15 protein-coding genes and 1 pseudogene are annotated in these 12,910 nt (G+C 32.8%); 10 read left to right on the forward strand and 6 right to left on the reverse strand.

Going from position 1 to position 12,910, the window contains the following annotated elements; genetic code table 11:
* Positions 1 to 744 (forward strand): ISAs1 family transposase (locus HNR32_RS12610; RefSeq protein WP_183863215.1); only part of this gene is annotated, 744 nt, incomplete at its 5' end.
* An 18-nt stretch (positions 745 to 762) separates the two neighbouring features.
* Here HNR32_RS12610 and HNR32_RS12615 read toward each other — a convergent pair.
* Both HNR32_RS12615 and HNR32_RS12620 read right to left on the reverse strand, forming a co-directional pair.
* Positions 763 to 900 carry a hypothetical protein gene (locus tag HNR32_RS12615; protein WP_183863217.1) on the reverse strand — a complete coding sequence of 46 codons (138 nt, stop codon included), beginning with the start codon at positions 898 to 900 and terminating at the stop codon, positions 763 to 765.
* A gap of 119 nt (positions 901 to 1,019) precedes the next feature.
* Positions 1,020 to 2,081, reverse strand: coding sequence for an IS30 family transposase (locus tag HNR32_RS12620; protein WP_183863219.1), 1,062 nt, complete (start codon positions 2,079 to 2,081; stop codon positions 1,020 to 1,022).
* A gap of 373 nt (positions 2,082 to 2,454) precedes the next feature.
* On the opposite strand from HNR32_RS12620, the gene HNR32_RS12625 reads away from it, so the two are divergent.
* The 7 genes and pseudogenes from HNR32_RS12625 (at position 2,455) to HNR32_RS12645 (ending at position 6,478) form a co-directional block, all read left to right on the forward strand.
* Entirely contained in the window at positions 2,455 to 3,216 is a 762-nt protein-coding gene (locus HNR32_RS12625) for a cupin domain-containing protein (RefSeq protein ID WP_183863221.1), read from the forward strand.
* Positions 3,140 to 3,298: a helix-turn-helix domain-containing protein gene (locus HNR32_RS14555; RefSeq protein WP_375782646.1), complete on the forward strand. Its 159-nt coding sequence runs from the start codon at positions 3,140 to 3,142 to the stop codon at positions 3,296 to 3,298. The genes HNR32_RS12625 and HNR32_RS14555 overlap by 77 nt, the downstream gene beginning before the upstream one ends.
* Before the next feature lie 231 nt (positions 3,299 to 3,529).
* Positions 3,530 to 3,772 (forward strand): annotated as a pseudogene (locus HNR32_RS12630) (DUF805 domain-containing protein); the annotation flags it as partial.
* A 46-nt stretch (positions 3,773 to 3,818) separates the two neighbouring features.
* Positions 3,819 to 3,908, forward strand: coding sequence for a DUF805 domain-containing protein (locus tag HNR32_RS14560; RefSeq protein WP_375782645.1), 90 nt, complete (start codon positions 3,819 to 3,821; stop codon positions 3,906 to 3,908).
* Positions 3,909 to 4,039: 131 nt separating this feature from the next.
* The gene (locus HNR32_RS12635; RefSeq protein ID WP_183863223.1) at positions 4,040 to 4,414 is read left to right on the forward strand and encodes a DUF805 domain-containing protein; all 375 of its coding nucleotides are present in this window, start codon (positions 4,040 to 4,042) and stop codon (positions 4,412 to 4,414) included.
* Between the two features lie 194 nt (positions 4,415 to 4,608).
* Positions 4,609 to 5,550: a sensor domain-containing diguanylate cyclase gene (locus HNR32_RS12640; protein ID WP_183863225.1), complete on the forward strand. Its 942-nt coding sequence runs from the start codon at positions 4,609 to 4,611 to the stop codon at positions 5,548 to 5,550.
* Positions 5,534 to 6,478: a PAS domain-containing protein gene (locus HNR32_RS12645; protein ID WP_183863227.1), complete on the forward strand. Its 945-nt coding sequence runs from the start codon at positions 5,534 to 5,536 to the stop codon at positions 6,476 to 6,478. The genes HNR32_RS12640 and HNR32_RS12645 overlap by 17 nt, the downstream gene beginning before the upstream one ends.
* 57 nt (positions 6,479 to 6,535) lie before the next feature.
* On the opposite strand, the gene HNR32_RS12650 is transcribed toward HNR32_RS12645, so the two are convergent.
* Together HNR32_RS12650 and HNR32_RS12655 are read right to left on the reverse strand one after the other, a co-directional pair.
* Positions 6,536 to 7,651 carry a Nif3-like dinuclear metal center hexameric protein gene (locus tag HNR32_RS12650; protein WP_183863229.1) on the reverse strand — a complete coding sequence of 372 codons (1,116 nt, stop codon included), beginning with the start codon at positions 7,649 to 7,651 and terminating at the stop codon, positions 6,536 to 6,538.
* A complete protein-coding gene (locus tag HNR32_RS12655) occupies positions 7,645 to 8,325 on the reverse strand; it encodes a tRNA (adenine(22)-N(1))-methyltransferase (RefSeq protein ID WP_183863231.1) in 681 nt (226 codons plus the stop codon). Before HNR32_RS12655 ends, HNR32_RS12650 begins: the two co-directional genes overlap by 7 nt.
* A 185-nt stretch (positions 8,326 to 8,510) precedes the next feature.
* Here HNR32_RS12655 and HNR32_RS12660 point away from each other — a divergent pair, with 185 nt between their 5' ends.
* Complete coding sequence (locus HNR32_RS12660; protein ID WP_183863233.1) at positions 8,511 to 10,313, forward strand: diguanylate cyclase; 1,803 nt, start codon at positions 8,511 to 8,513, stop codon at positions 10,311 to 10,313.
* A gap of 52 nt (positions 10,314 to 10,365) precedes the next feature.
* On the opposite strand, the gene HNR32_RS12665 is transcribed toward HNR32_RS12660, so the two are convergent.
* Positions 10,366 to 11,475 (reverse strand): 5-methyltetrahydropteroyltriglutamate--homocysteine S-methyltransferase, encoded by a 1,110-nt coding sequence (locus HNR32_RS12665; protein ID WP_183863235.1) that lies wholly within the window; start codon positions 11,473 to 11,475, stop codon positions 10,366 to 10,368.
* Positions 11,476 to 11,572: 97 nt separating this feature from the next.
* Positions 11,573 to 12,487 carry a LysR family transcriptional regulator gene (locus HNR32_RS12670; protein WP_183863237.1) on the reverse strand — a complete coding sequence of 305 codons (915 nt, stop codon included), beginning with the start codon at positions 12,485 to 12,487 and terminating at the stop codon, positions 11,573 to 11,575.
* 136 nt (positions 12,488 to 12,623) lie between these two features.
* Here HNR32_RS12670 and HNR32_RS12675 point away from each other — a divergent pair, with 136 nt between their 5' ends.
* Positions 12,624 to 12,788, forward strand: a complete 165-nt coding sequence (locus HNR32_RS12675; protein WP_196611083.1) for a hypothetical protein — start codon at positions 12,624 to 12,626, stop codon at positions 12,786 to 12,788.
* Positions 12,789 to 12,910 lie beyond the last annotated feature (122 nt).

The raw sequence follows: 12,910 nt of genomic DNA on the forward strand, positions 1-12,910 counted from the left end.
CAAAAAGCTAATCATATAGTAAGTGCCGTAGATGAAGAGGGTTTTTGTTTAGGACAAAAATGTGTAAATGAAAAAAGTAACGAAATAACCGCAATTCCGGATTTGTTGGATGACCTTAATATAAAGGGAAATATTATAACGACTGATGCCATGGGTACACAAACAAATATAGTTAAAAAGATTCGCAAGAAACGGGCTGACTATGTTCTAGCATTAAAAGGTAATCAAGGGAATCTATATAATGATGTTAAGCTATACTTTAATGGCATTGAATTCGTTGCCAAGTGTGATTATACTAAAAGCATCGAAAAAGCACGAAGCGGAATAGAAAAACGTGAATACTGGCAGACTGACGATATAGCATGGCTGCCAAAGAAGAAAGAATGGACTGGATTAAAATCTATTGCAATGACGAAAAACACGATAACCAAGAATGGCGTTACTACAACGGAAACCAGATATTTTATCAGTAGTTTACCACTAAATGTCAAAGAAATAGCCAGAGCAATCCGTAGCCATTGGATGGTAGAAAGCTACCATTGGCATTTGGATGTAACATTCCGTGAAGATGGCAATCACACAATAGATAAGGCAGCTGCATACAATTTGAATATAATTAAAAAACTGGCAATTAACACGCTTAAATTACTTGATGTTGGACGCAAGAATATTAGTCTTAAATCGAAACGTTATATGATCAGCTTAAGCACTGAAAAATATATCGAAAAAATTATGCAGATTTAAGTTCAATTAAAAAATTTATTATTTGCCATTTATCTGTTTGAATTTAATTTCATGCGTTTGTCGTGCAACAGGAATAACATTAGGTTGATTATTGGAACAGGTTGCTAAATCCCACATACATTCTGTTAAAACTTTTTTTACATCTTCATTTATCATGATAAAGCCCTCCTTTTTATTAACAAGTAAATTATATAAAATAGGCTTTTTAAATAAAAGATATTAACGAAAATATTACGTAAATTGCAATAGCAAATTGAACACTTTTTTATCCATAATTACTTTTGGTTAGAATATATTTTATCTAAATTTTCATCAAAAAGCTCTTCTGGTGTTTTGTAATTTAATAATTTACGAGGCAATCCATTGAGTTTATCAGCAAAAGAAAGAATCTGTTCAGAACGAAAACATTTAATGGAAACTCCTTTGGGCACAAATTTTCTTAGCATGCCATTATGCCGTTCGTTTTTGGCCCGCTCGTAAGAACTGTAAGGATGCGTGAAGTAAACTTTTGTACCCCACTTTTCAATCGCTGCCAACTTCTCAAATTCTGAGCCATTATCCGCTGTTATTGTTTTAAATACTTTATTAAATTTACTACCATATGTTTCTCGAAGTTTTTCCATAGTCTTATTTACTGCATTACTTGTTTTGCCACTGATTTTGAATGCAAAATAGTTATTAGTTACACGTTCGATAAGCGACAGGATAACTTCTTCATGACCTTTGCGTTTACCAACTACTGTATCTATTTCCCAATGTCCAAACTGACTATTTTCATCAACTATTTTGGGACGTTGCTCGATACTTCTTCCTTTTAGTCGTTTATTTATTCGATAGTATTTCTTTTTGCGTCTGCGTGTCAAAACATAAGGAACGTCAAACATTGTAATTGGCAATTTGCCTTTTCTTAATTCGTTGTACATGGTTTTTGTTGACAACATTTTGGATTTACTAAATAGCTGATTAACCCGTGCATATCTGACACAGGCATCTATTGACCACTCGTTAAAGTGAAATGCATTAACAACCCATTTTACAAAGGATTTGCAAGTATCTAACTTATGTGGTTTATGGCATGCTTTACGATTGTGCTTATAGACATTATGTCCCCGTTTTGCTAAGTAAATTGGTGGTCTTCCTCTGCCGGGTTTACGCGATACAGTACCTCTGCGCAATTCATACATTACAGTACTTGGAGAACAATTTATTAATTTAGCTATTTTCCTTAGTGAGTAACCTTCACGATGCAGCTTTTCAATGGCTCCACGATCTTCTCTTTGAAGATGTTGTCCAGGCTTGCGTTCTGATTCATTTATGGTAAAATTGGAGTAGTCCATAGTGATTATTCCCCCGTGTAAATGTTTTTGTGGTGATTACATTCTAACACGTGAATGGTCCCTATGGATTTTTTATTTACTGTTCAATTTGATTATACAATTAACCAATTAAGATAAATATTTTCTTTTTAATAAATTTAATATACTGAATATAATAAATAATTAATTTAAATGATAAATAGTTAAAAAATATATAAATATCGCTTTACCATTATTAATTTTATGTTTTTTAGGGGCATCATTAGTCCTCCCATTTAATTGTGATGCTCCTTTTTTATTTAGAAGAAAGGATATTGTTTGAAAAAATTGTTATTTTAATAGTAATAATATATTATATAAATAACAATTTATAGCGATGTTTAAAGGAGCGCATATGTTTATTAATGAGAACTTTCAAACAATATTTAAAGATAGCTTCCCAAAATTAATTTCTATATATGAGGCGAAAGGACAATATACACAAATACCACGAGCCATGCATTTACATGAAAAGGCATTAGAATTTATTTTCATAATAGATGGATATGGTATGCATATAATTGATGGAAAAAAATATTATACAGAAAAAGGTGATTTGTTAATCTTAAATGCGGGAATATTGCATGATGAGTCCGCTATTGGGACTAATCTTTGCATTGCAACTTGTGCAATGAATAATCTTAAAATTAATGGGTTTTTGAATAATACTTTATTAAAAAAAAACCAATCGCCACTTTTAAAAACAGGTGATAATTATTTTAAAATAAAAAGCCTTTTTCACATGATGTATGAAGCAAGCATTGAAAATAATAATATTACAGAAGAATATATAAATTATCTTTTACGTGCGTTAGTGGTTTTGATCTATGGCATTGAACAAGACACATTGGATAATACTAATAACAATAAGGAAAATATATTAGCACAAAAAATAAAAACTTATATTGATGAAAAATATATGGAAGATTTGAAATTGAATGCGATAGCTGAAAACTTATATATAAGTATGTATTATTTGAGTCATGTTTTTAAAAAAAAATTATGGACAATTACCTATGCAGTATGTGATGCGCAGGCGTATAGGCGAGGCCCAAACGTTGCTTATAGATACGAAGAAAAGTATTACAGATATTGCACTGACTGTAGGCTACAATAGCCAAAGTTATTTCAATGGTACATTTGTTAAAATAACAGGAATGTCTCCCAAAAAATATCGTATGCTTTATAGCAAAATTTAATAAATATATTTTTATAATGATGAAAACTCAAAGCTTAGTGAATTTTGCTAAGCTTTTTTATTTGCTTAAAGGTATTTTCCAGTAAAACAGCGTAATAATATGTAAGGGAATAATAAGTTACTGAATATAATAATAAATATACCTGCCAGGTTATCATTTTATTGTGATAACTATTTGAAGAAAATTAAGCAGTATAGAGATAATGTATTTTATTATAAGGAGGTTTTTATTATGACTTTTCCAGAAGCATTAAGGACATGTATTAAGGAAAAATATGCCACTTTTAATGGGCGGGCCTCACGCAGTGAGTTTTGGTTTTTTGAATTGTTTATATGGATATTAACTTTAATTAATGGCAAAGCATTTATTTATTCAGTAGATAATTTTTTTATGGAAATTATCTCAGGTATAATAAGTATTGCACTCTTGGCGCTTTTTGTCCCTATTGTAGCAGTAGCTATCAGACGGCTGCATGATATAGGCAAGTCAGGCTGGTATCTGCTATCTGCTATGGGATTTTGTGCCGATTATTGGTTGGATTCTTCTTATCTATTGGCTGGTACAGCCCTCGGAAGATGGCGAAAACAGATATGGAGATATGCCTGAATAATTGATGATTAAATTTTGTAGTGTTATAGAAAATTAGTAAACATGTATAAGGCTATAATTTTAAATAATAGCTAAACTAATAAAAATGTGTTATAATTATAGCTCGATAAATTTTACTATTGGAGGTCTTTCATGACATTAACAGAAGCAGTACAATCGTGTATCAAAGAAAATTACGCTAATTTTAAAGGCAGAGCATCGCGCAGTGAATATTGGTATTTTAGTTTAGCTATATTTTTGCTCAGTATACTCCATTTCATAATTACGGCTATTCTAGCAGGGAGCTTATTGGGGGGGATTATTTCAGGTGTATTTGGAATAATATTCCTGGCTATATGTGTACCAAGTATAGCTGTAGGCGTGAGACGTTTTCATGATATAGATAAATCAGGCTGGAATTTATTGTGGGGAATAATACCGCTTATAGGTTCATTGCTGGTGCTATACTGGACAGTGCAGCCTTCACAGGACGGCGACAATAAATATGGTTCTGCACCGCAGGACTGACAATATAAACTAAATAATACTCGAAGATATAGATGAACTCCTTTAATTTAAGCAAATAGCTTAGCTAAAGGAGTTTTTTTGTAAAGGAAAATAAGCTAATAGGTTGAAGTTTAGATATATTGGGAATATAATTGACAATATTGTAAGAAAAGTGTTTTGGCAAAGCAAAGATATATTATGGATTAGGAGTTATTATGGAGCGGGAAAATGCTGAAAAAAATAAATTTGATATGGAAAGCTTTCGGATTTTAGCCGAATTAAGCAATGCTATTATATTGGAATGGGATGTAAAAAATGATTATTTACATGTAGCTGATAATTGGGAGCTCGTTTTCGGTAAAAAACCAACGGGAGAATTATTTAGTAAGAATATAAAAAGAAATTTTATAATAGCATCTGATTGCCATGATGTACTAACACAGTATATAAATAAAATTCAATCCCAGTCGAAACCATTGGTACATCGTTATGAAAAATTTGAATTAAAATTAAGGACTTTGCAAGGTGAGTATCGCTGGTTTCAACTGCGTATGTTATTACGCTGTAATAAAGAGGATAAGGCTGAGCGGGTTTTTGGTTTAATGACTGATATTAATACGCAAAAAAATGAATATGAAAAATTATTGCAGCAGGCACAAAAAGATGTTTTGACAGGATTATTTAATAAAGGAACGACAGAAAATTTTATTACGGAATATTTGCTGAATGATAGTCTTGTCAGTAAAAAACAGGCACTGTTTATTATTGATATCGATGGCTTTAAATCTATTAATGATAATTTAGGGCATTTATTTGGCGATGCTGTTATAGCTGAGCTTGCCAAGACAATCCAAAGTTCCTTTCGCAACAGTGATATCGTGGGACGATTTGGTGGTGATGAATTTGTCGCTTTATTAAAAAATATAAATACCGAGGAAATTATTCAGGAAAAAGCTTGGGAATTGGTAGAAAACCTGCGGCGTGAGTATAAGGCTGATAAGGAAAAGTATCAGGTATCAGCAAATATTGGAATTGCAGTTTGTCCTGATTCAGGCAATACGTTTGCGGAATTATTTGAGAAAGCTGATAAGGCTATGTATCATGTAAAGTCTGCCGGAAAAAACAATTATTATATATATCATGATGCTTACTTATGAATATGTCAGTGAACGCATGGATTATGAGCTGCCTAGTGGTGACAAAAAAAATAAGAAGGCATTTACAGAAAATATAATAGAATATATTTTTCGTATTTTATATCGCAGTAAAGATGCTAATGCCGCAACAAACCTTATTTTAGAAGTTATTGGCAGAAAATATAATATAAGCCGAGCTTTTATCTTGGAAAAAATTACCGAGAAAAAGTTTTCTACAACTTTTGAATGGTGTAATGATGGCATAATATCACGACAAAATATAGAACAAAACATACCACGGGAAGTAGCCATGCGTTTTTATAAACATTTTGATGAAGAAGGTATCTTTAGTTATGCTGATATTGCAGTTCTGCCAAATGATTTGAAGGGATTTTTCAGTGATTCACCAGTAAAAGCTATTTTAGAATGTGCGATTTATGATGATAAAGGTGATTTTTATGGTGGTATTTGTTTTGAATATCATCAGCATCCGCGTTGCTGGACTGATGAAGAAATCGAGTCATTATCATTTACAGCAGAAATTTTAGGGACTTTTTTGCAGCAAAAACGTTATATGGATAGTATGAATTTATCGCGAGTACAGGCTTTGGAAATTCTTGATCACATTGATGCCTTTATTTATGTAATTGATAAAAAAACATATGAAATTTTATTTTTCAATAAAAAAGCAGCTGAATTTTTTGGTACAGACAGTTTAGGTAAAAATTGTTTTAATATTATTTGCGATGAAGAAACAAAATGCTCGTTTTGTCCTATTGACTTAATGGCAGAGGCGCTTCAATCAATAAAAAAAGATATATATATTGCTAAACGTAAGATATGGCTAAGAATAGCAGTATCAAAAATTTATTGGCAGCAGAATCGTGAGGTATGCTTGGTACATGCCCATGATATTACTACCATGAAAAATAAACAAAATAAAAAATAAAAAAGCTGTTATTAATATTATGGCATTAATATTAATAACAGCTTTTTTGTGAATTAATTAGATAGTTATAAATGGGTCAATAGAACAATTATCATAGATTATGTCAATATTCCATTTTTTTTCGTTGGCTAATGTTGCTAATTTGTCATTAAGAGTTTTAACAACAGGAAATTCTGTGCCGAAATGACCGGCATCTATAAGATTGATATTAAGTTCCTGGGCTTTTTGTGCTTCGTGATATTTAACATCACCAGTTATATAAATATCAGCACCAAGTATTTTAGCCCTGCCGATAAATTCACTGCCAGCACCACTGCATAAGGCAACTTTTTTTATTGTTTTATCATTGCTTTTTACTAGGCGGATAGAAGTGGCTGGCAAAGTATTTTTTATCATAAGAGAAAATTCCTCTAGTTCCATCGGTTCGGCAAGTTCGCCAATTCGACCAAGACCATTGTTATCACCAGTGATATTTAATGGGAATATTTCGTAGGCAGGTTCTTCATAGGGATGATTTTTGAGCATGGCTTTTATGATTGGTCCCTGTAATTTTGCCGGGAAAATAGTTTCTAATTTTATTTCATTTACTGAGGAAATTTCGCCAATTTTGCCGATAAATGGAGTACTGTCATCTAACGGGAGAAAATGGCCAATACCATCAGACTCAAAGGAACAATGCGAATAATTGCCGGTAGCGCCAGCTCCGGCATCACCGATAGCCATACGAACCTGGTCGGCATAATCTCTGGGAACGAATACACAAAGTTTGACAAGTTCTTCTTTATAGCTGATGTCAAGCGGTGCTGTATTTGTTATTCCCCATAGTGTACAAAGTATATCGTTAACACCACCATGGGCACTGTCAAGATTGGTGTGGGCAGCAAATACAGCAATATTATAATGCAGCAGCGTCTGTATCATCTTGCCTTGGGCATGATCAGTGCGGATTTTTTTTATGGGCTGAAAAATAAAAGGATGATGGGAAATTATCATATCACAATGCTCACTGACAGCTTGGTTTATAACTTTTTCATTAACATCAAGACAAACCATCAGCTTATTTACTTTTTGTGCAGGATTGCCTAGTAATAAACCGGGGTTATCCCACTTTTCCGCCAAATTGTGTGGAGCAATTTTTTCCATAGCATCCATTATAACTTGACATTTTACCATGTTTTCATCATCTCCAAATCTTTTATTAAAGCAGATTTTTTATTGAGTTCCTCAAGATTTGAGGTTTGAGTACTTTCCTGCATGCCTTTTAATATTTTTTTATGGCGGCGCAGCAATTCTTCAATATGAAATTTAAATAATGGCGGTTTGTTCTGCAACAATATCGGTCCAATTTCTAACTCCAGATAACTCGGCATGGGCTTTGTTCCAGGCAGCGCGTAAATTATCTGATAGATATGATCCTGTTCTTTAGCTAAAGCTTCATTATTAATATGCCAGCCAATTTCATAAAGATATTGGCGGAGTTTTTCTGCGGCTAGCTGAGGTTGAACAATAAGACCCTTTAAATTTTTTACAATTTGTGGTGATTGCTGTAAAAGTTTATTGATAAGAATGCCACCCATTCCAGCAAAAATAGCAATATCAGCTTCATTTTCTTTTACAACGGTCAAGCCATTGCCAAGCCTGACATCAATATATGCTTGCAGATTTTTATCATAGATAGCTTGCTTGGCCGTCTCATATGGTCCAGGATTGACATCTACAGCGATGGCATGAGTTATGCGTTTATTTTTTAATAGATACATAGGGATTAGAGCATGGTCAGTACCAATATCAATAATTGAAGATTTTTCGGGTACAAAGGATGCAACAGTGCGAAGTCTGGGCGTCATATTATTTTAAGTCCTCGTTAAGTATATGAAATATTTTTATTTAATTATAGCATAATATATTTCTGAGAGTAAAAAAAGTTGTAAATAAATTCTATAGGTCGTTTTGTATTGGAAGGATAATCAATATTATATTAGAAATATATTATTGATTAACTCAATGTCAATCTAGGTATAGGGAGAATAATATGTCGCATTTATCAGATAAATCAATAAAAAAACAAATACGCTCTTTGATTTTTTCAAGTTTGGTTTTGACGGTAGGTATGATTGTTTTTATAATACTTTATTACTGGAATAATTCGATAAAAGAAACAATGGTATATACGCAGCAGGAAACTACACAGGCAGTATTGCAGAAAATAAAAACATTTATTGATATTCCGCTGGCTATAAATGAGCAAAATAGATATTTTATTGAAAATGGCTTAATAAATATAAAAGATGTCAATAATGATGCTAAATTTTTTGGCAGTGTCATGCGCAGTGCCGATGATAGTGTTTATAGTTTTAGTTTTGGCACAGCGGATGGTGAATATTATGGTGTACGCAGTATATATGATCAGTTGGAATTTATGGAAAGTAATAAATATACAGGTGGTAAATCTACATATTATATGTTAGATGATGGGCTGCAAATTGGTCGTGTAGCTAAATATTTAAAAAAATTTGATCCACGTACGCGTGATTGGTATAAAGCGGCCGTAGAAAATAAAAAACCAGTATTTTCTGATATTTACCGTCATTTTGTGATGAATGATTTGGCTATTTCTGCTTCATATCCTATTTATAATAATAAAAAAGAACTAACTGGTGTTTTGGGAACGCATATTACACTGTATAAACTTAATAATGAATTGCAGGAAATTGTGAAATCACGTTATGCTAAAGCCTATATTTTCGAAAAGAATACTGGCTATTTAGTGGCTAATAGTGACAATAAACCAAATTTTACTGTTGATGCTGCTGGTGTATTTCATAGAATAAGTGCCAAGGAAATTAAGGATGATACGATAAAAACAGCTTATATTAATTATCAAAACAATGCTGATGATACTGTAAATACTCTTGTGGGCATAAGGGATTTTTATGTAAAGGTTTCGGAGTATAAAAATTCCGGAATTGATTGGATATTAATAACAGCGGTGCCGGAAAGTCCATATGTAATGGCAATAAAAAAAAGTATTTGGGTATCAGCAGTAATATTGCTTATTATTTTATTTATAGTCGTATTTTTTTCTTCGCATAAAATAGATAATTGCCTGCAACCAATATATCAATTAATAGATATCTCTGAGAAATTTTCTAATGGAGATTTTTCTAAACGTGCTCATACTTCGCAAAAGAATGAAATTGGTGTATTGGGAATTGCTTTTAATAATATGGCCGATCATCTAGAAACGCTTATAAATCGTTTAGAACATAAAGTTAAGGAGAGAACTATTGAGCTTGAGCAGCAAAATATAGCTTTAGCTACAACGAAAGAAAAATTGGAAAACTTATTACAAATAGATTTTTTGACAGGTCTTTATAATAGGCGATTCCTAATTGAGAAATTAGAAGCTTCAATAGAAAAATTTGCAAAATCTAATACAGTTTTTGCAGTGTTTATGCTGGATATAGATTTTTTTAAACATATAAATGATAAGTATGGACATGATTGCGGAGATTTTGCATTGAAAGAAGCTGCAAGTATTTTTAAAAAATGTTTGCAGGATTATGGCTATGCAGCTCGTTGGGGTGGGGAGGAATTTCTTGTTTTACTGCCACAAAGCGATGAACAATTTGCTGTGAATATAGCAGAAAATATCAGACGGGAAATAGAAAATTATAAATTTCTTTGTGAGGATTTGGAAATGAAAATCACGCTTACAATAGGTGTGGCTGTGTATGATTATTGGATGTCAGTTGATGAAATAGTAAAACACGCTGATATTGCCGTTTATGCTGGAAAACAAAATGGCAGAAACAGAGTAGAACTATATAAATAATAACAAGGAGCTATTTATATGTTTTTAAATTTATGTAAATAGCTCCTTGTTATTATTCTTGCCAAATATCATCGGCAATTGTTTTTATTAATTTGATTTTTTGCCATTGCTGTTCTTCTGTTAATATATTCCCTTCTTCAGTGGAGGCAAAACCACATTGTGGACTGAGCGCTAATTGTGCTAATGGCAGATATTCCTGCGCCTCTGTTAAGCGCTGTTTAATGCTTTTAATGTTTTCAAGCTCACCTGTTTTGGAGGAAATTAAACCCAATACGACTTTTTGCTTATTTATAAAACGCAATGGTTTAAAATCACCGGCTCGATCACTGTCGTATTCTAGGAAGAAGCCGTCAACATTGCAGTTGGCAAATAAAATGGGAGCGATTGGTTCATAACCGCCCGAGGAAAACCAAGTTGAACGAAAATTTCCGCGGCAGATATGCATTGTTATGGTCATATCTTTAGGTTTAGCAGCGATAATATCATTGATGATATTAACATAGTTTTCAGCAATAGTATTAAGATTAAAGCCTCGTTTTGCGTAAGCCTGACGTTTTTCTTCTGAGCAAAATTCTCCCCAAGAAGTATCATCAAGTTGTAAATAACGGCAGCCAAGATTATAAAATGTCTGTATGGCTTTTTTATAGGCAGTGGTAATATCAGCAAAAAGATTTTTTTCATCATTATAGCTGTCAATGGGTACATAAGTATCGGCGCGGACACAGGTTATAAGATGCAGCATCGAAGGGGAAGGTATAGTAAGTTTAGCTATATGCTCATTATCAGCTAAAGACTGTAGATATTTAAAATGGGAAATAAAGGGGTGGTTATCAGGAAACTCAATTTTCCCAGTAATCTTAATTGTTTCGGCTTTGGGCTGGTGGTCTTTAAATGCCACAGACCAAGCTTTGGCACTTACTTTTTCTATACCATTTAAGGCAGCAAGAAAATCAAGATGCCAAAAAGAGCGGCGAAATTCACCATCAGTAATGGCCTTAAGACCCAATTTTTTTTGTTTATCAGCAAGGTCTTTAATACAACTATTTTCTATTTGCTGTAAAGCCGTGTGATTAATTTTTCCGGCAGCAAAGTCGATACGAGCTTGTTTTAGTTTTTCCGGGCGAAGAAAACTGCCCACTATATCATAATTAAAAGGTGCCATAATAAATCCTCCTGGAATGTGTTTTTTTAGGTGTGTTTATTATAACGCTATTAGTATGATATAGGGTAAGTTTAAAAAAATCTAAGTAGATATAGTTTTATTCTATAACACGGGCATTGATATAATGTTTTAGTTTTTGGATATAATTTTGGGCCAAGCGGCTTAATTGAGTGTGTTTGTTATAGATATAGCCGACGGTTATCATTTCAGAACTGTCCAAAGGGAGGGAAATAATGTTGCTGCCATTTAAATCTTCACTTAAGACACCCGTTGAGATGGTATAGCCATTAAGACCAATGACCAAGTTGAATAATGTTGCTCTGTCGCTAACCTGGATATTTTTCTGATGGGATATTGTGCTATGGATTTCCTCAGAAAAATAAAAAGAATTATGCGTGCCTTGCTCAAAAGATAAGCAGGGATATGGTTCTAAATCAGCAAAACTAATGTTTTTTTGTAGGGCAAGAGGATGAGTGGAACTTATGAACACATATGGTTTAGTCGTAAATAATTCACAAAAAATCAATTCATTATCATGCAGTATTTTAGTCATTACTTGTTCATTAAAAGCACTTAAATAAATAACACCAATTTCACTGCGCATATTTTTGACATCATCAATGATTTCATGAGTTTTTGTTTCGCGCAGAATGAATTCATATTCGTCCTGGGCATAATCTTGGATTAAGTTAACGAAAGCATTTACGGAAAATGCATAATGCTGGGTGGAAACGGCCAGCAAGCGACGGGCAGTTTTTTTATTCAAATAGCGTTTTTCTAATAATGAGGTCTGCTCAATTATTTGCCGGGCATAGCTGAGAAAATCCTGCCCATCGGATGAAAGGCTTACACCACGGTTATTGCGGATAAATATCTCGATCCCCAGTTCCTGCTCAAGTGATTTTACAGCACTGGACAGACTGGGCTGAGATATAAAAAGTTTTTGGGCGGCAGTATTGATAGAGCCACAGTTGACAATTTCAATAATATATTTTAGCTGCTGCAGAGTCATATAAATACCTCTTTTTTATAATTTGTTGCTATTTATAGGGAAAAATTATAATATAGATAAATTAAGTAGGAAAATTATCATTATTAATTGAACATTATAAGTAGCTGTATAAATTCATTGTCGATGGGAGAAAATTATGAAATTACATGTCCTTGTAGATAATAATACCATAATTGATCGTTATTTTTTAGGGGAACCTGGTGTTTCTTACTATATTGAAACTGATAATAAGAAAATTATTTTCGATTTTGGTTATAGTGATATTTTTAAAAAGAACGCTAGAAAAATGAATATTGATTAAATGGGAGCTGCACACTCGTGACTTTGCTCGTGAGTTAGGCGACCAAACTAGTCAGTATGTATAGAAATATGCATATAGAGATTGGCAAAAGACCAATCCAATACTGCTTGAAATGCTGGAAA

The sequence above is a fragment of the Pectinatus brassicae genome, from assembly GCF_014201835.1.
GTDB lineage: Bacteria > Bacillota > Negativicutes > Selenomonadales > Selenomonadaceae > Pectinatus > Pectinatus brassicae.